This window comes from Bradyrhizobium sp. LB14.3 (assembly GCF_040547985.1).
GTDB lineage: Bacteria > Pseudomonadota > Alphaproteobacteria > Rhizobiales > Xanthobacteraceae > Bradyrhizobium.
The window spans coordinates 1-16,315 of record NZ_JBEPQT010000002.1 but is presented as its reverse complement, the minus strand read 5'-3'; the positions used below and the strand labels follow the sequence as shown (position 1 = coordinate 16,315).

Sequence of the window (16,315 nt, the reverse complement as noted above, 5' to 3'; positions counted from 1 at the left end):
CGGTGGATTGACCCTCCGCCGCCCTTGCGACGCCTCGACTCAGGCGCGTCCTTCCGCAGTGCAATTCTGCGCTTTGTGGAGGCGAGCATGGGAGCGACGCTGTACAGCATCAGAGACAGGACGGCAGCACGAGTGATGGCCGAGCTTCGGGCGGGAAAAACGCCTCGGGAAATCGGAGTGAGGGCCGCCAGCCTCGATCTTTATTTGCAGACCCATCCCGCATTTGTTCAGGAAGCTCGGTCGCTCCGCGCTGCGAATGCGGAAATTGCTCGCCAGCGCAGGGGGGCGCACAACCGAATCAAAACGCACTGCAAATTTGGGCATCCCTTTGCGGACCACCAGCGGCTGAACTTTGACAAAGGCAGCGTGATCCGGAAATGCAATATGTGTCACTTCCTTCGGTACAAGACTGGCGGCCTTGTCAAACCGCAGGTGCTGGTAAAGGTGAAAGCTGCTCTCGAACGAGGAGCTACGATCAGTTCTCTGACGTCAGCCGGAAGACCAACTCGGCTACTGGCCCATCACGCTCTCACGCGGGCCAGGCGCGAAGATCCTGAACTAAACATGCTCGCTGCCAAGGTCATTTGAAGGTTCACGATCGCGCGCACTTCGTACCCGTTGGCTCCGCGTCCACAATGAGAATAAGGGTGAGCAAAAGAACGACTACTATTCTATCCGCGCCATGCCGCCAGCGACCTTCCCCGATAAGGACGATGTTGTCAGCGCGATCTTCGAGGATCTGCTGACCGGAGCTTTGAGGCGTGAAGACGTTAGAGCCCGCGTCAAATCCTACGTGGCCTCGCACAACAAGATGTTCCCGACCAAGTACGCCAAGTTCGGCGATAGCCCGCTGGTGTCTTTGGATGAATCCCTGTTCGACAACGGAAGCGGGACACGAGGCGACATTGTCACCCGGGGCCTTTGGGACTAATGCGGCCAGCAACCGCGCGGGGGACTGTCTTAACGCGACAACGGACTTTCCGGCGCCCTAATGCAGGACCCGCGCGGCCTCGGCGATCTGGACCCTTTGTTTCAGGTCTTCAAGCTCGTCGATCGCGTCCAGCAATCTGACCAGCTCGCGCGCGATATGCTTCAAACTGGGCCTTGGGCGTCTGAGAATACGAGCTCGTTGTGCCATCGGTGCACGCCTCCATGCTTGGGAGGTCTCTATGGCAAGAAGCGCGCCGAAGCGCCCCGAAAGGGGTGGATTTTTTTAACCAAATCAGTGGTGCAGTGTCCGCGGGTGTGACAACCCGGACTAAAGATGCGGCCTGCGACCCTTGGCGGGGTTTGCGGCCTATAGCGCTCGGTGGAGACCTTGGCGGGTTTCCTACGTCGCCTAGGAGCGCCTTGGCGGGCGCACCTCAAGCTGGCCTTTATGCCGGGGGCGGTGCGTCATGTCCAGAGCCGAGAGGCTTAAAAGCGCGCCGACGTGTCTCTTTAGCACGTTGTCACCCCCCGGCTGCCCGGGCCGCCTTCGGGCAACGGCTGTGACAAGCCAAGCTAAAGAGATACCCCATGACCCACCGCCTTATCGACCAAGCGCCCGATATGTTCGTCGGCGAGCTCGCCCGCATCGATAGCCTCGGCGCGAACCAGCGCCTGATCTTCAGCCTCCCGACGATCGACGGCGACGGCTACAGCACCATGCAGATCAAGCTCATCGTGCCGGCTGATTACATGGTGACGCTCGGTGCGCTGATCCTAGGCCACGCTCGGCAAGACTGCGAGGACAGTAAGCTTGCGCGAATGGAGATCGCACCCGGCGCTCGCGCGAATTGATCACGGAGGCCCGCCGGTTCACGCTGGCGGGCCTCTCTAGAGTGACCTTAGGAGGGTTGCTTGCCGGTATCTTTGCAGTGCGGACACGGCTCAGGATTGGTTAGCTTCGAACCAACGCGGACGGCCCGCATTTGAATTTCCTGGCCTGTTCCGCAGCACTCTTTGCAGGTGATTTCGTGCGTCATCTTTTGCTCTCCGGCGGCCGGAATGGCCGTGGGAGATCAGGGCGAACTTGCACCCAATTAGCAACGCACCGCGAAGTTCGGGTTCACGCGGGTTGGCCTTTGCACATTGGGAAATTTGCGGGGGTGGTTGGCCGGCTGATTTGAGCCTCTTCAGCATCTAGATGTCGGTATATGTTATACAGCTAGTTTTTAGGCAGTGCTTGTTTAGGGGGCGCGCGCCTCAGGTGGTCCTAAATTGTCCGCGATCTCCAACAGGGCGCCACGCTGGGTCGGCTGTGGTGTCTGCCAACTCACGACAGATGGCCTCCAGCTCAGTAGCTGTGCGCATAAGTTTATTGGCCAAACGTTGGACATATTGGCGGGCGAGGGAGGTAAGCCATTGAAATTGTTGGCGCTCCCTAGCGGAATCGAACCGCTCTCTCCACCGTGAAAGGGTGGCGTCCTAACCGATAGACGAAGGGAGCAAACCCAGGGCCCCGTCGCTTTTCGCGGCACGGCCACTGACCGCCCGAGTCGTGCCCGGCGGCTGCAGCGGGCGAACCTATAATGGCCTTTGGCGCCCTGGGCAAGCCGTTCGGGAACGCTCTTTTGGGCCGGTGGACAGCCGCCCCCGGGATCATTCGGGGGGCGAATTCAACGGTTTCTTAGGTTCCCTGGGCTAGCGCTGGAAGGGGAGAATTTGAGCCTATGCCACAGCCCAAGAAGCGCGCGGCCCGCAAGTCGCTGTCGCAGCACGCCTGGATCACGCTCGACGGCGGGTTCGCGGCACGGCAATGCCTGGTCCAGGATATCTCCGATACCGGCGCGAAGATCACGATGGACGAGGATGCGAGCCAGCTCCCGGGCACGATCCGGATGGCCTTCGCACGCGATGCGCGGACCGGGCGGAGCTGCCAGGTGGTCTGGCGCCGCGGCAAATCGGCCGGCATCAAGTTCATCTGACCGCGGGCGAAGCGACCCGATGGCGCGTGGCGCCGGTCCGGGCTAGAACGGCCCGCATGCGTGCGCTGCTCCTCATCCTCGTCTCGTTGCTAGGTACATCCGCGTCCGCGGCAGAGGCCTTGCGTCTTCCGCCCGCGGAGCGCCCACAGGCCGGCAAGGCCTTGCCGCTGAAGGGCGCGGGCGGGACGGCGAAGGCGGGCTCCTGCGCCTCCTATGGCCGTGGCTTCTATATGGTCGAGAGCACCGGGACCTGCGTCAAGATCGGCGGCTCGATCAGCGTCGAGACCACGGTCAGGCGCTGAGGCCGCATGCCGCCCGATATCATGCGGCCCGAGATCATCGTCCCGTTCGTGATGTATTGCGCGCTGCTGTGGTGGGTCGGCCGCGGCCTGAGCTGGACGGCAAAGCTCGCCACCGCGGTCGTGTCGCTCGTGGTGATCGTCGGCGTGCTGCTGGTCGAGCGCGGCTGGCGCTAGGGCCCCCAAAACAAAAAACGCGAAAACAACCCCATGCACAGTAGCCGTCAAGTCCCGGCGGCGCGCGGCAAAATGGCGATTCATCGTGCTCTCAACGGACTTTAAGCCGCGTCAGCGGCTCACGACATCGGCGGGGCCACATATTGCGCAAAACCGGGCCGCTTGCCGAGTTCGGCGAGCCAGCGCGTCAGATGCGGCTGCGCGGGGCGCGTGATGCCTTCGACGCCGAGCCAGCGCCGCGCATAGGCGCCGATCGCGATGTCGGCGAGCGTGAACGCATCGCCGTCCATGAACGGGCGCGTGGCGAGCAGGCCGTCGGCGATGGCCCAGACCTCGGCGGCGGCATCGGCATCCTGCTGCACCCTGATCATGTCTCGCTCGGCGGGCGGCGTGCGCACGATGCCCCAGAACACCGGACGGTCGACCGGCTGCACCATCGACAGCGTCCAGTCGAGCCAGCGGTCGACACTGGCGCGCAGCGTCGGCGCGTCGGGATAGATCGGCGTGCCGCGCCCGTGCGCGAGGCAGAGATAGCGCATGATGGAATTGGACTCCCACAGCGCGAAGTCACCCTCGACCAGCGTCGGGATCCGCGCGTTAGGATTCATCGCGAGGTAGTCGGCCTCGCGGGTCTTGCCAAAAGCCATGCCGGCGTCGATGCGCTCATAGGGCAGGCTGAGCTCGGTGAGGCACCACAGCACCTTCTGCACGTTGACCGAATTGGCGCGGCCCCAGATCGTCAGTTTTTGGTCCGGCACATCATCCTCCCGCGGCGTTTCTTTCGGCGCGGGTGATAGCGGAATTTGCCGCGGCGAGCGATGCGCGATTGCGCCGAGCCCCTTATGCAAAAAGGTCCTCATACAAAAGGTCCTCATGCAAAAGGTCCTCATGCAAAAAGCTCCGCGCAAGGCGGAGCTTTCATTGCAAGCAAGCCTGTCGCAAGTGAGCCCTACGTCAGTGGCCGAAGAACAGCCACAGCAGAATGATCACCGGGATCGGCACGCCAACCATCCAAAGCAATAATCCTCGTCCCATTGCGTCCTCCTCCAAATTGCATTGTCGAAGAGAGAACGCAGGGGGCGGGTGCTGGTTCCAAAGAGGCAGGCTTACCAGTGGCCGGTGTTGGGCATCGAGGACCACGGCTCCTGCGGCGCCTTCGGCTCGCCCTTCTGCAAGATCTCGATCGAGTGCAAATCCGGCGAGCGGACGAAGGCCATGTTGCCGTCGCGCGGGGGACGGTTGATGGTGACGCCGGCCTTTTGCAGCTTCTCGCAGGTGGCGTAGATGTCGTCGACCTCATAGGCGAGGTGGCCGAAGAAGCGGTCCTCGCCATATTTCTCCTCGTCCCAATTCCAGGTCAGCTCGACCAGCGGCGCGCCGCGCGATTGCGGCTGCTTCTTCAGCGCCTCGAGATCGTCCGACGAGCACAGGAACACCAGCGTGAAGCGCGCCTTGTCGTTCTCGATCCGCCGCACCTCCTTCAGTCCCAGCGCATCCTGGTAAAACTTCAGCGCGACATCGAGATTGCGCACGCGCAGCATGGTGTGGAGGTATCGCATGGTTGTTGCTCCCTTTGGTTCGGGCCGGGACGGCGGGTAGCAAATAGCAGGAAAGTTGGAGGAGTGGCAGGGGCCGCGTGCACATGCACGTGAGGAGGAAATGGCGGGTGGACCAAAGCCGCAGGGCCGCAAGGTGGCGATCGCAAATGAATTTAATGCACTGGACTGCACCCCCTCAAGTGCGACACGGCAGAGACGGTGAGTGCATCATATTGACTTATCCGTCAGGCGTGGCCCCGAAGCTCGCGGAGCGAGCAGGGTACCCAACTTATCAGACAACCGGGACCACCTCATTCGTCGCTGCTCCAGGGGTGGAATCACCACGATGGTGAAAAGGTTGGAGATGTGAGTTAGTGGAAATCATGCGCCGTGTTTTGGAGCCTTCCCACAGGGCTGATTAAGGCGTTGGCAGATGAACTCCTGCGGAGATGACGCGACTAACCGCTATGGCCAATATTCTAGGCGAGCTTCTGTTCGCACTTATCCACTCGATTGTTGCTGGATGGGCGTATGCGCTCTGGGTCAAACTTGCGACATGGCTCGACCCGAAAATCCAACCGCGTTGGGTGAAGGTTGCCGTAGGAGGCCTCCTCGGCCTGGCAGCCTTTTTCATGATTCCGACAGTGATGGGGCTGTTGGGTTTTTGAAAACAACGAAATCCATTCTCATCATTACATTGGCAATCGGGGCGCTCGTCTCGACGGTGCTGCTCGTCATGGAGCAGCTAACCGACCACTCCATCGCTGTGATGGCGTGGGAGATGCCCGGCATCTCCGCAGCTTACCTTTTCTGGGGAGCGGTAGGCGGTTCCGTTTTCTTGGGCGTAGCCATCGCTTGGGCCGTGAATGCAATCGTTTACGGGGCGCCTGTCTTCGTTGTCCTTGTCGTCGCCAAGCTAGCAATTCGCGGTCTACCGAAGTGACCTGGCAATTAAGGTGACAGTGCTGGATGTTGATCTTTCCGTCAGGCGTGGATCGTCAATTTGTTCGCCTCAGTCATTGGCGGCCTGGTCGCGGTTGCCCTGATCGGAATGGCCATGGAGGCGATGCTGATCTGAAAAACCGCCCCTGACATTGCCAGGGGCGGTTTTCGAAAATTCACGCGAACCGCTATCCACTCTCGTTCGAAAGCGTTCTAGTGACCGGTGCCGGGCTTCGTCGTCTTCGGCGGCTTGCCGTCTTCGATGCGGCCTTCGTTGCGCAAGTCACGACCCTCTTGAGCCTTCTTCTGGCTCTCAGGGGACTTGCCGTGTTCGTTCATCTCTTCTTTGATGTACCCGGCGCCTTCCTTCACTTTACCTTCAACGCTCATGACGATCTCCTTGTCTGGAGATGAGCTAACTCGCGTGAGAACTGACCGTTCCGGTGCGCCCATTATTGTTAGGAGTGCATTGCAAGGATGCATTTGGTGAGGGTGCACTTGCCGGGAACAGGTTAGTTGTCAGCGCGTACCGATGCGTTGATGTCGCGGGCAGAAACCGGAAAAATGCGCCGCGTCCAACATCCCCATTGCGTCCGGCTGTCACCCGGCAGTGCGTTGGACAACGCGGCTTCGCTCGACAGGTTTCCAAAAGCTTCGAGAGTGAGCTATCGCGTCTGAAGAAACACTTGGTGGATGGCTCGCTCGTGGCGCATCCTTCGAGACGCCCGCCTGCGGCGGGCCCTCAGGATGAGGTCGGTCTTGCGGCGAGACATCAGTCCCCGTCAGACCCTCGCTATGAAACGGCCGCGCCGCTTTGTGGAAAGCTACGCGGCCGAAAGGCAAGCCGTACAGGAGCCTGGCTTACTTCATGTTGCTGCGGGTCTTGGTGCCGCCCTGGTCGCTGCCGGGGCCGGAGCCACCCTGGCCGGAGGCGTCGGGCCTCACCATTCCGCCCTTGTTCATGCGGTCATGGCTCATGCCGGTCGTGCCTCTGGTCATCGTGCCCTTGTTCGAGTTGGACATGCCGGGCTTCTGCATGTTGTCGGTCTGCGCAGCGGGGCCGGTCTGGGTCTGGGCAAAGGCTGAGCCGCACATGAGGCCGAGGGCGGCGGTCGCAATGATAAGCTTCTTCATCTCAAACTCCTGGTTGGTTGTGTGCGCCAACGGGAGCGCAGAAGCCCGGTTCCTAAACCGGGCGTTCCGGAGCAAAGAAATTCTCGTCTGCAGCTAGGCTGCGATCCGTTGCGTGATGGGCGCCGTCAGTTGCTTGAGCACTTCCGCGTGCTCCAGGTCGGGAACCGCGATGGCCGTGTGGCTGTACATCACATGGGTTCGTGATTTTGCAATCTGGTCCAGGATCTCGCCGCCCTTGATGACGTGGAGGCCCATGCCCTGTTCGGACGGGAAGATCGCCAGCACCACGTCATAGGCCGTGATGACGGCGCGAAGCGCTTCGGCCTTGTCTTCGGCAATGTCGACAAACACGCGAACGTCAGCCGCGAGTTCACGCAGCTCGTTAAAATCCAGCACTGTGGGGTACTCCAACGCAACGATACTGCGAGGAGCTTGGCGGGGTTAGGTTACTGAAGTCTCAACGGGGCATGCCCAGACACAGGTTTCACGACGAGATGACTCCGCGAGGCAGGTCACCTGATACGCAGGTCACTTGATGCTCAGTTCACTTGGCGTACCCTTGGGAGCGGAGCCACGCGATCTTGCGATCTCCGTTGATCCAGTCGTCGGCATCTGCCTTGCTGGTGAAGCCCTTGATTTCGCGCTGTTCGCTGCCCGGGTAATCCGCCAGGATTTTCCAGTCGTTGTCTGCAATGCGGACGGTTTTGAAGGTCACTTTTGTTTTTGCCATGCCCCATTATGCAGGAGATGGCCTGAAAAGAGAACCTGCCTTGTGATGGTCGTCCGCGTGGCTCGGGCGCAGAGCTCGGGTCCGGCCTGATCGGCATGACGCCGCCGGTCCCGGAAAAAGCGAAAGCCCCGCCTGGGGGAAAGCGGGGCTCTCTGATGGGGTGAAGCTTGGGGACTTCAAAGAGTTAGACGCCTCAGCCGGCGAATGGTTCAATCCAGTAGCGGCGCTGGCTGCGGCATCTTTTCGGGGGCGGTCGGGCCCCCCGCAGAACCCTGCTTGCGTTTTAGGCCTCGATGGGTTCTAAGCCCCGTCACTTCATGAAAGTTGGCATGAATCAGAAGCGCGTTGCGCGGTCGGACCGCCTCCTGAGCAAAGCCTGCTCACGCGCACAGAAGGAAATTCAGACATGGCGAAGATGACGAAGACCCAATTGATTGATGCAATTGCCGAGGGCACGCAGCTGTCGAAGAACGACGTGAAGTCGGTCATCGAGTACATGGCGACGGTTGGCTATAAAGAGCTCAACGAATCCGGCGAGTTCGTCATTCCCGGCTTCGCGAAGATGTCGGTGGTGAACAAGCCTGCGACCGAAGCCCGCATGGGCGTCAATCCCTTCACCAAGGAGCCGATGCAGTTCGCGGCGAAGCCGGCGAGCAAGTCGGTGAAGGCCTCGCCGCTGAAGGTGGCCAAGGACTCTGTTTAAAGAGCACTCCGTCTAAAATGAGCGCCCGTCCAAGGCGCTGGCATTTTCGTTGCGGCGGCTTGCTTCGCGAAGCGCCGCAACGAGCGCCGTGTGATGGCGCGGGCTAGAAGGAACTCTCGGGCTGTGTCAGGCTTTGCTTCCGACAGGGAGGAAACCCTATGGCCAGCTTAAGCGAGGAAGAGATTCGAAACCGCGCCTATCACCTCTGGAAAGAGGCCGGCGAGCCCGCGGGGACGATGGACACCTTCTGGTACGAGGCCGAGAAGGAGCTGCTCGCCGAGCGGCGCAAGCAAGGCGAAGTGCCGCCGGGGATGACCGACAATTTGCCGGTCTGACGGAGTCGTCAAAGAAAAACCCCGGACCTTCGGACCGGGGCTCGTCGAGCTGGACGGCCGCGTCGCGACACGCCGCCAGCACCACTGAATTCGCCAGGACAACGTGCAGCGGGACAAACGTTCCGGCCGCTACTCCGGCTTTGTCGACACGTCGATGATCGCCGGCGTATCGACCTGGCGCTCGCGCCAGACGACGAAATCGCATTTGGGATTGAGCCACTGATATTCGGAGCCGCGCGCCTTCAGGTGCGCAAGCGCTGCATGGTGTGCACTGGTCTCGTCCGGCGCCTCGACCATGATCTCCACGGTCTCCTCGATCTGACGCACCACTTCGACGGCGTAGTATTTTCTGATCACGGTCCCCTCGCTCCGGGAGTGTAACGGGGAGGGCCGAACTGCGTTCCCGCAAGAAAAACCCCGCGCTCGCGCACGGGGTTCTCGTGGCTGACGGCGTTGGGATTTCAGCGCCTGGCCGCCAGCCGTCTCTCAAACCTAAGGTTGAAACTCCAAAAAGCAACCGCGCCAGCGCGATGGATGGTTCAAGGCAATGTGCCCGGCGAATTTCGCGGGGAGGGACTGGACTTTTTGTTCTTATGTTGTTCTGGTGACTCATCTCTTTTGGAGGTGTGCCCATGACTGTCGAGAAACAACGCGAAGTGATCAGGCTCTGGAATCAACTCAGGAAGCTCGAGGGCCCGGCCGCGGAAGAGCTCCGCATCCAGATCCTCGACTGCTTTTCGGAGAAGGAGTTTTCGGAGAAGGAGTCGGCGAAGCGAGCGGCGTGACGAGCGTCGCGCTATTTCGCTGATCACGGGCAACTGCGCCCGACTTCACTGATCGTTAGGAATCGTTTTGCGCTGATTTTCTCGACTCCGATTCGTTCTTTGCGAACGAAATGGAGTCGGATGCAGAACAAGCCATGGCTTCTGTATCGATGTGGGACACGCGTCTCCAAGCCAAGCCGGCGTGATGCTTCGCACGGTCCGGTCCTTGCGTCCTCGTTACAAGATGAGGCGAGGGAGGCGCGACATGGATGCGTGCTGGTTTCTCGAGATATTCGCTGGGATCGCAAAAGTGTTTTGGTACGACCGGCATCCGCGGTTGCGCAAAGACAGGTCGTCAGTGCCGCAGGCGTCGCCGCGATCGAAATCAGACGACACGATGTGATCGAGCGCTCGGTTGCGATGGTGCGCTCGTTCGCGTGCAAACGAATTGTTAAGGGTTGCTTCGCGTGGTTTCGTCTATTCCGATTCGTTCTTTGAGAACGAAAGGCAGGCGAAGCTGGAACAAAGCCGGTCGGCAAACGCGCGAATCGTCTCATCATCGTCTCGACGCTCTCCCTGTCCGGCGCTATCGTTGCTCCCGCGGCGGACGCAACATGAAGAACGGGCTTTATTCCATCCACATCCACATGCTCGACGGCGTAAAGGGCCGCGACAGCGGCGTGCTGATCTTGCGGGACGGCCTGCTGCTCGGTGGCGGCCCTTACTTCTGGTCGCGCGGCTCCTACACGATCGGCCGCGGCACGTCGAAGAACGACTCTTCGAAGGACGGCACTTGGAAGGGCGAGCTTGCCACCAACCAGCATACGCCGTTCGCCGATGGCCTCACCCGGCCGCTGTTCGGCGGCGAGGAGGCGACGAGCGGCTTCTCCGGGACGTTCAGCGACGACGCGGCCGAGGTGTTCGGCACCGTGCTGGTCGCAGGCCATCGCAGCCTCGGGTTTCGCGCCAGCTTGAAGCGGCTCGCCGAGTTCTAAAGACGCTTCGCAAACTCCTAACGGAAGCTTGCCGGAAAGCCGATAACCCTATTCGGTTAGGTTAAAAACCCAATCGCGTTGCGCTTGCCTCTACTTGGGATAGGTCTGTCCGGCGAAGACAGGCAACGACTTTGCCAAGAACCAATTTTGCCAAGAACGAATTCATGACACCATTTTCAGAACCGTCCTTTTATCAAGGCGACCGCCACACCTACCGGCGCATCGCCATCGTCGGCACGCTGTTCTGTCTCGCTTTCGTGGTGATCAGCTTCTCGCTGCGCCCGCAGCTCGAAGACACGCGCGTCGCGGTCAAGGCTGACAGGCTGATGCGCACGGCAGGCCAGGCGCCGCACGCCAACTAGCGCTCGTCGACGGAACTATCCGGATACGCGACACCGCGGTTTGCGAGCGCCACGAAGCCGGCATAGCCGGACAGGTTGACTAGAACTTCAAGCCAAACGGGCATGTCGTGTCTCCTGTCGTGAAGGCAAGCTCAACGTGCGTATGCGCCCCCCGTTCCGGGCCTGCGAGAGTTCCCGTTCGAGAGTGGCGTCAGAGCGGCGAGGAGGGGTCGATCCGCCGGCCTAGGGTCGCCACGGATGAGCTCGACGGTGTCTCTTTCAGAAACTCGGCAATGGCCCGCGCCAGCTCGCCGTCGCTCATTGGCGTCGGCGGCGGACGCAGCGTGCCGACACCGAAATTGCGGACGATCTCGTCGTAATGCTCGTTGCCGGATCCGGGAAGAAGCCTGCGAATTCGGGCCAGCAGCGCGGATATTGGCATTTTTTCCTCCTCGATCATCCGCCCCTTGGCAGCAATGATCGTCCGCTGCCATTTGCCTCCCGTGAAACTGAAAACCCCGCCAGCATCGCGAAGATACTGACGGGGGTCTTCGTGCTGTTGCCTCAACCGGATAGCGGAGGCTTCCGCACTTGCAGGTGCAATCGCGCCCGATCGATTTCGTTCCCCTCGTTTCGTAACTTTTTGACGGCGCTGAGTTCCGCAGCCTGCGCGCAACCATCGCGCGGCGGCGGCGTTGCCCCGGCGAATATCACGGAGGAGATCATGAAGAAGACATTGGCAATTTTGGCTACCGTTGCGGCCGTCGGCGTGACCGCGATTGCTGCGCCTGCGCCCGCCGAGGCGCGTGGTCGCGGCATCGGCCCGGGCCTCGCGTTTGGCTTGGCTGCCGGCGCTATCACCGCGGGCGCTGTCGCAGCGTCCCATCCTTACGGCTACGGCTACGGCCCGGGGTATGGCTACTATGGTCGCCCGGCCTATGGTTACGGCCCTGGCCCGTACGCCTATTATGGCGGCGGACCGTACTATCGCCGCCACCATTATTACCGTCACTGGTAACGGCTGGACCAAATGAAAAGCCCGGGGCAATGCTCCGGGCTTTTTTCATGGATGGTGATCTGGTGTCTTACGGCCAGAGCGAGGGCCGCTCCACCTTGCGGGCATTGTCGAGCGTCGACACGAAATACTCTTCACGCTCGCGCTTGAATTTTTCCTGCGTGGCACGGAAGGCGGCGACACGGGCGGCGATCTCTTCGCGTTCGCGGATTTTGCGTTGTTCGTCCTCGGTCATGTCAAATCCCCTCTACACGTGGAGTATGTGTACACTCCTGAACTCAAGCACTGCCGCCGCAATCGCGTTGAGTCGCGTCAACATATGCATTGGCGCTTCTGATTGGGGCGTCAATGGGGAGGAGGCATTGCAGGATTGTGATATGCGAAGGGCGGAAAGAATTGCCGACCACGCTTGCGGGGCAGTGGATAAGAGCGTCAACAGTCTTGTCGCTTGCGCACATTGCAGCTAGCGCAAAACAAATCAGCAAAATTAATCAGTAAAACAAACCGGCAAAACAAAAAGGCAAAACAAACGGGAGGCGGCGTTGATTGCATCGGATCTTCGCAGCGGCGTCGAATGTCTCGGCGACATGATCGCCGAGGCCAAACGGATCGTGCCGTTCACCGGCGCCGGCATCTCGACCGAATGCGGCATCCCCGACTTCCGCTCGCCGGGCGGAATTTGGACGCGCAACCGTCCGATCCCGTTCGATGAGTTCGTCGCCAGCCCGGAGGCGCGTGACGAATCCTGGCGCCGGCGCTTTGCGATGGAGGAGGTCTTCGCGGCCGCCAAGCCTGGCCGCGGCCATCGCGCGCTCGCCGCGCTCTACCGCGCAGGCAAGGTTCCCGCGATCATCACCCAGAATATCGACAATCTGCACCAGGCCTCGGGCTTCGCTGCAGAGCACGTGATCGAACTTCACGGCAACACCACTTATGCGCGCTGCATCGGGTGCGGGCAGGCCTATCCGCTCGACTGGGTGAAGCGCCGCTTCGACGAGGCGGGCGCCGCGCCCAACTGCACCGCGTGCGACGAGCCGGTGAAGACTGCCACGATCTCCTTCGGCCAGATGATGCCCGAGGACGAAATGCAGCGTGCAACCGCTTTGTCGCAAGCCTGCGACCTCTTCATCGCGACCGGTTCCTCGCTGGTGGTATGGCCGGCCGCGGGCTTTCCGATGATGGCGAAGAGATCAGGTGCACGTCTGGTGATCATCAACCGGGAGCCGACCGAGCAGGACGATATCGCCGACCTCGTGATCCGCCACGACATCGGCGAAACGCTCGGGCCCTTTGTCGCTAATTGAGGCGGTAGTTTGATTCGCGGCCGTGCAAGCTGTTCATAGGTTCCGGCGAATCTCTTTTTTGTCTATGCGTCGCAACCGGGAGTGTTATCTTTTGAGTCGAAAGATTCGCGTCGCGTCGAGTTGAGAAGATTCTCTGTTGGGAAGATTCTCTAGATTCTCTAAAGACGCGTGATTCGGCGCCGCTATTCAGGCGGGTCGCATGGCATGTGTGGGGTCCGGGGTTATGGGGTCGTCGGACGGATTTGAGTCCAAGAAGGTCGGAGTTCCCTCCGTGGGCGAACACGGCGGTGGTGGTCGCGACAGCGCGCTTAGTCCCTTCACCGAACTTGGTGAGGGCAGCGCCAATCTCGTCGCGGTTCACGGCGTTATCAAATGGTTCGATGCCTCAAAGGGCTACGGCTTCATCGTTCCCGACAATGGCTGGCCCGACGTGCTTCTGCACGTTACTGTGCTTAGGCGTGACGGCTTCCAGACCGCTTACGAGGGCGCCCGCATCGTCGTCGAGTGCATCCAGCGCGCCAAGGGCTACCAGGCCTTCCGCGTGGTTTCGATGGACGAATCGACCGCGATCCATCCGGCGCAGATGCTGCCGCCGCGCACCCATGTCTCGGTCACCGCGACCAGCGGGCTGGAGCGAGCCCAGGTCAAATGGTTCAACCGGCTGCGCGGTTTCGGCTTCCTGACCTGCGGCGAGGGCACGCCCGACATCTTCGTGCACATGGAGACACTGCGCCGCTTCGGCATGACCGAACTGCGGCCCGGCCAGTATGTCCTGGTCCGCTTCGGGCCCGGCTCCAAGGGCATGATGGCGGCCGAGATCCATCCCGAGACGGGGTCGCCGGTCTCGTCCCACTAATTCCAATTCCCGCGATCGTGAGCAGAGGCGCGTTGGCTGACCGGCGCGCCTCTGGCTTTTCCGGCGACCGCCGCGTAAGGACTGGCCCAGTCCCACGCCTCGAGTGCCGTCCATGAATTTCGATCGAAAGGCCGTCTTCGCCGTTGCGAAGGGGTGGCTTGCCGCCATCCTCGTCGTCGCCGGCTGTGCCGTCGCGAGCGCACCCGTCCGCGCCGCCAGCTTCCAGCCGCTCGAGATCGTCACCAAAAACGGTGTGCAGGTGTTCTCGGTCGAAATCGCGACGACGGAGGAGGAGAAGCAGACTGGCCTGATGTACCGCAAGGAATTGGCCGACGGCAAAGGCATGCTGTTCGACTTCAATCCCGAGCAGGAAGTCTCGATGTGGATGAAGAACACCTATGTGTCGCTCGACATGATCTTCATTCGCGCCGACGGCCGCATCCTGCGCATCGCCGAAAATACCGAGCCGATGTCGACCAGGATCATCTCATCCAGGGGGCCCGCGCGCGCCGTTCTGGAGGTGGTGGCGGGGACGGCGCAAAAATACGGCATCCGCGCCGGCGATCGCGTCGGCCACCCGCTGTTCGGTAGCAAGTAGGCGGGAAGGGGTTATTGCCCCCGTCCCTGGCGGTCTTTTTAGGAAGCTTGCGGGGGCGCCTTGGAAAGCTTGCTGGCGCTTTGGGAAGCGTGTATCGACGGGGCTCGCCGGACATTCGGGGTATAGCGCAGCCTGGTAGCGCGGCAGTTTTGGGTACTGCAGGTCGTTGGTTCGAATCCAGCTGCCCCGACCAGCGATTTCAAGTACTTACGGCAGAAATGCAAAGCCCGATCTTCCCAGTAATTTGGATTGGGAAGACCATGGGAAGTCTGAACGCTTAGCGGGCTTGCGGGCTCGGCTGCCGCGGCACCGTACCGGCCGGCATCTCGATCAGGGCGACGCGCTCAAGGGACAGAGTGCTCTCCTCCGCCAGATCCAGGCAGATGCGCTCCATGCGCGCGAGCTCGTCGATGTCGCGCTGATGTTGTCACCCGGCCGATCAGACTCCGGCACCGCAACCGTCGTCAAGCCCCGCAGCCCTAGTTCTTATTTTGCAGCTGTTGCGCCCGCTCACGATACATCGTCATTTCAAGCTCGAACGTTTTTCGCTCGGCATCTGATCGCTGCCTGCGGCTCAATTTGCGAAGTGCAATGGCCTTGGCTATCGCGCGTTGAGCGCGGTCCAACAATTCCTGGGTCTTGGGACTGAATTGCTCTGTCACACAAGCACTCCCTGCTAGCAGGCGGGGGAGCGCTATGGCGTCTCTCAGTCAGCGGCGCCCGATACCGTGGCCGCTGATGGCAGCTAACGTATCACGAGCGCGGCGGAGGTCCTATTCAGGCGCCTGCAGGCCGGGAGACGCCAGCCACTCGCTCATGTGCGAGCCGGTTTCAGCTTGTCGGGCCTTGCGGATCAGTGCCTCGCGGGCAGCGCCCGGTGGAAGTGTGTTGGCTTTCTCGCGAAGTCGCTTCGCTTCCTCGGTAAGCCGTACTTCGAGTGGGGAGGATTGGATGATCCTGCGTCGTGGCGCCATGGTCATACTCCAGCCAATGAACTCGCGCCCAACGTACAATGATGGTTCCGGTTCCCGCAAATCAGGCACCTGTGATCGTCAAAATGGTGAGAAGCGGGAATTGGTCATGAATGACCATGTCACCGAGGGGGCTTACTCTTTTTCCTCGGTCCAGGTCTGTGGTCCAGGTCTGCGCACCGCATTCGCACTTGAACATGCGAACTATTTTACCGTTTTGCGGGTTGAGCATTTTCAAGACGGAAAGAGGCTTCCTGCCGCACTCGTCGCAGGGCTTAACCGGGTTGGATCAAAACTGGAAAACACTTCGTTCTTGAAATCGCGATCCACTGCTATCACCACACCATCGAGCGACACTAAGTACCATAGTGCACACTCGTTCTCGAACTGGCGGAGCGATATCGGGTGGCGCTGGAAACGGCCACGGACATTTTCACGCGCCACCACCTCGAAGCGATGGAACACAGTTACCGGACTAGGCGGACAGCGAACGGGCGCTCCGAAAATCTGGACGGATGGTCGATGCCCTAGGGTCTGTTGGGATTCAGGATTCTCATCGGGGCTTGGTTGTGATTCAAGCTTGGGATGGACCGATTCGTTTTGACTGACGCCCAATGGGCGAAGATGGAGCCGCATTGTCTTGGCAAGCCGGGAGATCCGGGCCGCAGCGGCAAGGACAACCGACTGTTTGTCGAGGCCGTTCT

General features: G+C 60.9%; 27 protein-coding genes, 2 tRNA genes and 1 pseudogene. 19 read left to right on the top strand and 11 right to left on the bottom strand.

Features of this window, described 5'->3' with window-relative positions; all coding sequences use genetic code 11:
• Positions 1–87 precede the first annotated feature (87 nt).
• From ABIB00_RS03760 to ABIB00_RS03750, 3 genes are all read left to right on the top strand, one after another.
• Positions 88–588 (top strand): hypothetical protein, encoded by a 501-nt coding sequence (locus ABIB00_RS03760; RefSeq protein WP_247445631.1) that lies wholly within the window; start codon positions 88–90, stop codon positions 586–588.
• A 94-nt stretch (positions 589–682) separates the two neighbouring features.
• Positions 683–931, top strand: a complete 249-nt coding sequence (locus ABIB00_RS03755) for a hypothetical protein (RefSeq protein ID WP_247445632.1) — start codon at positions 683–685, stop codon at positions 929–931.
• 587 nt (positions 932–1,518) lie between these two features.
• Positions 1,519–1,782 (top strand): hypothetical protein, encoded by a 264-nt coding sequence (locus ABIB00_RS03750; RefSeq protein ID WP_354103427.1) that lies wholly within the window; start codon positions 1,519–1,521, stop codon positions 1,780–1,782.
• A gap of 574 nt (positions 1,783–2,356) precedes the next feature.
• On the opposite strand, the gene ABIB00_RS03745 is transcribed toward ABIB00_RS03750, so the two are convergent.
• A tRNA-Glu gene (locus tag ABIB00_RS03745) sits at positions 2,357–2,431 on the bottom strand.
• Between the two features lie 223 nt (positions 2,432–2,654).
• Between ABIB00_RS03745 and ABIB00_RS03740 the strand changes: the two genes are divergently transcribed.
• The 3 genes from ABIB00_RS03740 to ABIB00_RS03730 are packed head-to-tail and all read left to right on the top strand — an operon-like array spanning position 2,655 to position 3,385.
• A complete protein-coding gene (locus ABIB00_RS03740; RefSeq protein ID WP_247445634.1) occupies positions 2,655–2,909 on the top strand; it encodes a PilZ domain-containing protein in 255 nt (84 codons plus the stop codon).
• Positions 2,910–2,965: 56 nt separating this feature from the next.
• Entirely contained in the window at positions 2,966–3,211 is a 246-nt protein-coding gene (locus ABIB00_RS03735; RefSeq protein ID WP_247342383.1) for a hypothetical protein, read from the top strand.
• Positions 3,212–3,217: 6 nt separating this feature from the next.
• Positions 3,218–3,385 (top strand): hypothetical protein, encoded by a 168-nt coding sequence (locus ABIB00_RS03730; RefSeq protein WP_247445636.1) that lies wholly within the window; start codon positions 3,218–3,220, stop codon positions 3,383–3,385.
• 119 nt (positions 3,386–3,504) lie between these two features.
• On the opposite strand, the gene ABIB00_RS03725 is transcribed toward ABIB00_RS03730, so the two are convergent.
• Complete coding sequence (locus ABIB00_RS03725; RefSeq protein WP_354103426.1) at positions 3,505–4,143, bottom strand: glutathione S-transferase family protein; 639 nt, start codon at positions 4,141–4,143, stop codon at positions 3,505–3,507.
• A 348-nt stretch (positions 4,144–4,491) separates the two neighbouring features.
• Positions 4,492–4,944, bottom strand: coding sequence for a VOC family protein (locus ABIB00_RS03720; RefSeq protein WP_354103425.1), 453 nt, complete (start codon positions 4,942–4,944; stop codon positions 4,492–4,494).
• A 446-nt stretch (positions 4,945–5,390) separates the two neighbouring features.
• Here ABIB00_RS03720 and ABIB00_RS03715 point away from each other — a divergent pair, with 446 nt between their 5' ends.
• Both ABIB00_RS03715 and ABIB00_RS03710 read left to right on the top strand, forming a co-directional pair.
• A complete protein-coding gene (locus ABIB00_RS03715; RefSeq protein WP_354103424.1) occupies positions 5,391–5,591 on the top strand; it encodes a hypothetical protein in 201 nt (66 codons plus the stop codon).
• Complete coding sequence (locus ABIB00_RS03710) at positions 5,588–5,866, top strand: hypothetical protein (RefSeq protein ID WP_354103423.1); 279 nt, start codon at positions 5,588–5,590, stop codon at positions 5,864–5,866. Before ABIB00_RS03715 ends, ABIB00_RS03710 begins: the two co-directional genes overlap by 4 nt.
• Before the next feature lie 212 nt (positions 5,867–6,078).
• On the opposite strand, the gene ABIB00_RS03705 is transcribed toward ABIB00_RS03710, so the two are convergent.
• The 4 genes from ABIB00_RS03705 to ABIB00_RS03690 form a co-directional block, all read right to left on the bottom strand.
• A complete protein-coding gene (locus ABIB00_RS03705) occupies positions 6,079–6,255 on the bottom strand; it encodes a hypothetical protein (RefSeq protein ID WP_354103422.1) in 177 nt (58 codons plus the stop codon).
• A gap of 471 nt (positions 6,256–6,726) precedes the next feature.
• Complete coding sequence (locus tag ABIB00_RS03700; RefSeq protein WP_354103421.1) at positions 6,727–6,999, bottom strand: hypothetical protein; 273 nt, start codon at positions 6,997–6,999, stop codon at positions 6,727–6,729.
• Positions 7,000–7,092: 93 nt separating this feature from the next.
• A complete protein-coding gene (locus tag ABIB00_RS03695) occupies positions 7,093–7,395 on the bottom strand; it encodes a hypothetical protein (RefSeq protein WP_354103420.1) in 303 nt (100 codons plus the stop codon).
• A 148-nt stretch (positions 7,396–7,543) separates the two neighbouring features.
• Positions 7,544–7,729, bottom strand: a complete 186-nt coding sequence (locus ABIB00_RS03690; RefSeq protein WP_247349109.1) for a hypothetical protein — start codon at positions 7,727–7,729, stop codon at positions 7,544–7,546.
• A gap of 406 nt (positions 7,730–8,135) precedes the next feature.
• Here ABIB00_RS03690 and ABIB00_RS03685 point away from each other — a divergent pair, with 406 nt between their 5' ends.
• Positions 8,136–8,432, top strand: coding sequence for an HU family DNA-binding protein (locus tag ABIB00_RS03685; RefSeq protein WP_071914190.1), 297 nt, complete (start codon positions 8,136–8,138; stop codon positions 8,430–8,432).
• Between the two features lie 158 nt (positions 8,433–8,590).
• Positions 8,591–8,767 (top strand): DUF2934 domain-containing protein, encoded by a 177-nt coding sequence (locus tag ABIB00_RS03680; RefSeq protein WP_247349108.1) that lies wholly within the window; start codon positions 8,591–8,593, stop codon positions 8,765–8,767.
• A gap of 129 nt (positions 8,768–8,896) precedes the next feature.
• Here ABIB00_RS03680 and ABIB00_RS03675 read toward each other — a convergent pair whose 3' ends face one another.
• Positions 8,897–9,124, bottom strand: a complete 228-nt coding sequence (locus ABIB00_RS03675; protein WP_247349107.1) for a hypothetical protein — start codon at positions 9,122–9,124, stop codon at positions 8,897–8,899.
• Between the two features lie 275 nt (positions 9,125–9,399).
• Between ABIB00_RS03675 and ABIB00_RS03670 the strand changes: the two genes are divergently transcribed.
• From ABIB00_RS03670 to ABIB00_RS03660, 3 genes are all read left to right on the top strand, one after another.
• Positions 9,400–9,552, top strand: a complete 153-nt coding sequence (locus ABIB00_RS03670) for a hypothetical protein (RefSeq protein WP_354103419.1) — start codon at positions 9,400–9,402, stop codon at positions 9,550–9,552.
• A gap of 593 nt (positions 9,553–10,145) precedes the next feature.
• The gene (locus ABIB00_RS03665; RefSeq protein WP_247349105.1) at positions 10,146–10,526 is read left to right on the top strand and encodes a GrlR family regulatory protein; all 381 of its coding nucleotides are present in this window, start codon (positions 10,146–10,148) and stop codon (positions 10,524–10,526) included.
• A 164-nt stretch (positions 10,527–10,690) separates the two neighbouring features.
• Positions 10,691–10,888: a hypothetical protein gene (locus ABIB00_RS03660; RefSeq protein ID WP_247349104.1), complete on the top strand. Its 198-nt coding sequence runs from the start codon at positions 10,691–10,693 to the stop codon at positions 10,886–10,888.
• 190 nt (positions 10,889–11,078) lie between these two features.
• Here the strand turns inward: ABIB00_RS03660 and ABIB00_RS03655 are convergent, their stop codons facing one another.
• Complete coding sequence (locus ABIB00_RS03655) at positions 11,079–11,309, bottom strand: hypothetical protein (RefSeq protein WP_247349114.1); 231 nt, start codon at positions 11,307–11,309, stop codon at positions 11,079–11,081.
• 282 nt (positions 11,310–11,591) lie between these two features.
• On the opposite strand from ABIB00_RS03655, the gene ABIB00_RS03650 reads away from it, so the two are divergent.
• Entirely contained in the window at positions 11,592–11,885 is a 294-nt protein-coding gene (locus tag ABIB00_RS03650) for a hypothetical protein (RefSeq protein ID WP_354103418.1), read from the top strand.
• 67 nt (positions 11,886–11,952) lie between these two features.
• On the opposite strand, the gene ABIB00_RS03645 is transcribed toward ABIB00_RS03650, so the two are convergent.
• The gene (locus ABIB00_RS03645; RefSeq protein WP_015686271.1) at positions 11,953–12,117 is read right to left on the bottom strand and encodes a hypothetical protein; all 165 of its coding nucleotides are present in this window, start codon (positions 12,115–12,117) and stop codon (positions 11,953–11,955) included.
• A gap of 307 nt (positions 12,118–12,424) precedes the next feature.
• On the opposite strand from ABIB00_RS03645, the gene ABIB00_RS03640 reads away from it, so the two are divergent.
• The 4 genes from ABIB00_RS03640 (at position 12,425) to ABIB00_RS03625 (ending at position 14,833) form a co-directional block, all read left to right on the top strand.
• Positions 12,425–13,186, top strand: a complete 762-nt coding sequence (locus tag ABIB00_RS03640) for an SIR2 family NAD-dependent protein deacylase (protein ID WP_354103417.1) — start codon at positions 12,425–12,427, stop codon at positions 13,184–13,186.
• A gap of 223 nt (positions 13,187–13,409) precedes the next feature.
• On the top strand, positions 13,410–14,042 hold the full coding sequence (locus ABIB00_RS03635) for a cold-shock protein (RefSeq protein WP_247349100.1): 633 nt from the start codon (positions 13,410–13,412) through the stop codon (positions 14,040–14,042).
• Between the two features lie 112 nt (positions 14,043–14,154).
• On the top strand, positions 14,155–14,640 hold the full coding sequence (locus tag ABIB00_RS03630) for a DUF192 domain-containing protein (protein ID WP_247349099.1): 486 nt from the start codon (positions 14,155–14,157) through the stop codon (positions 14,638–14,640).
• Between the two features lie 116 nt (positions 14,641–14,756).
• A tRNA-Pro gene (locus ABIB00_RS03625) sits at positions 14,757–14,833 on the top strand.
• 286 nt (positions 14,834–15,119) lie between these two features.
• Here the strand turns inward: ABIB00_RS03625 and ABIB00_RS03620 are convergent.
• Entirely contained in the window at positions 15,120–15,302 is a 183-nt protein-coding gene (locus ABIB00_RS03620) for a hypothetical protein (RefSeq protein WP_354103416.1), read from the bottom strand.
• A gap of 894 nt (positions 15,303–16,196) precedes the next feature.
• Here ABIB00_RS03620 and ABIB00_RS03610 point away from each other — a divergent pair.
• Positions 16,197–16,315 (top strand): annotated as a pseudogene (locus ABIB00_RS03610) (IS5/IS1182 family transposase); the annotation flags it as partial.

Coding starts and splice junctions, on each gene's coding strand:
- ABIB00_RS03760 (WP_247445631.1), top strand. CDS start 88: ATGGGAGCGACGCTGTACAGCATCAGAGACAGGACGGCAGCACGAGTG.
- ABIB00_RS03755 (WP_247445632.1), top strand. CDS start 683: ATGCCGCCAGCGACCTTCCCCGATAAGGACGATGTTGTCAGCGCGATC.
- ABIB00_RS03750 (WP_354103427.1), top strand. CDS start 1,519: ATGACCCACCGCCTTATCGACCAAGCGCCCGATATGTTCGTCGGCGAG.
- ABIB00_RS03740 (WP_247445634.1), top strand. CDS start 2,655: ATGCCACAGCCCAAGAAGCGCGCGGCCCGCAAGTCGCTGTCGCAGCAC.
- ABIB00_RS03735 (WP_247342383.1), top strand. CDS start 2,966: ATGCGTGCGCTGCTCCTCATCCTCGTCTCGTTGCTAGGTACATCCGCG.
- ABIB00_RS03730 (WP_247445636.1), top strand. CDS start 3,218: ATGCCGCCCGATATCATGCGGCCCGAGATCATCGTCCCGTTCGTGATG.
- ABIB00_RS03720 (WP_354103425.1), bottom strand. CDS start 4,944: ATGCGATACCTCCACACCATGCTGCGCGTGCGCAATCTCGATGTCGCG.
- ABIB00_RS03715 (WP_354103424.1), top strand. CDS start 5,391: ATGGCCAATATTCTAGGCGAGCTTCTGTTCGCACTTATCCACTCGATT.
- ABIB00_RS03705 (WP_354103422.1), bottom strand. CDS start 6,255: ATGAGCGTTGAAGGTAAAGTGAAGGAAGGCGCCGGGTACATCAAAGAA.
- ABIB00_RS03700 (WP_354103421.1), bottom strand. CDS start 6,999: ATGAAGAAGCTTATCATTGCGACCGCCGCCCTCGGCCTCATGTGCGGC.
- ABIB00_RS03690 (WP_247349109.1), bottom strand. CDS start 7,729: ATGGCAAAAACAAAAGTGACCTTCAAAACCGTCCGCATTGCAGACAAC.
- ABIB00_RS03685 (WP_071914190.1), top strand. CDS start 8,136: ATGGCGAAGATGACGAAGACCCAATTGATTGATGCAATTGCCGAGGGC.
- ABIB00_RS03680 (WP_247349108.1), top strand. CDS start 8,591: ATGGCCAGCTTAAGCGAGGAAGAGATTCGAAACCGCGCCTATCACCTC.
- ABIB00_RS03670 (WP_354103419.1), top strand. CDS start 9,400: ATGACTGTCGAGAAACAACGCGAAGTGATCAGGCTCTGGAATCAACTC.
- ABIB00_RS03665 (WP_247349105.1), top strand. CDS start 10,146: ATGAAGAACGGGCTTTATTCCATCCACATCCACATGCTCGACGGCGTA.
- ABIB00_RS03660 (WP_247349104.1), top strand. CDS start 10,691: ATGACACCATTTTCAGAACCGTCCTTTTATCAAGGCGACCGCCACACC.
- ABIB00_RS03655 (WP_247349114.1), bottom strand. CDS start 11,309: ATGCCAATATCCGCGCTGCTGGCCCGAATTCGCAGGCTTCTTCCCGGA.
- ABIB00_RS03650 (WP_354103418.1), top strand. CDS start 11,592: ATGAAGAAGACATTGGCAATTTTGGCTACCGTTGCGGCCGTCGGCGTG.
- ABIB00_RS03645 (WP_015686271.1), bottom strand. CDS start 12,117: ATGACCGAGGACGAACAACGCAAAATCCGCGAACGCGAAGAGATCGCC.
- ABIB00_RS03635 (WP_247349100.1), top strand. CDS start 13,410: ATGGGGTCGTCGGACGGATTTGAGTCCAAGAAGGTCGGAGTTCCCTCC.
- ABIB00_RS03630 (WP_247349099.1), top strand. CDS start 14,155: ATGAATTTCGATCGAAAGGCCGTCTTCGCCGTTGCGAAGGGGTGGCTT.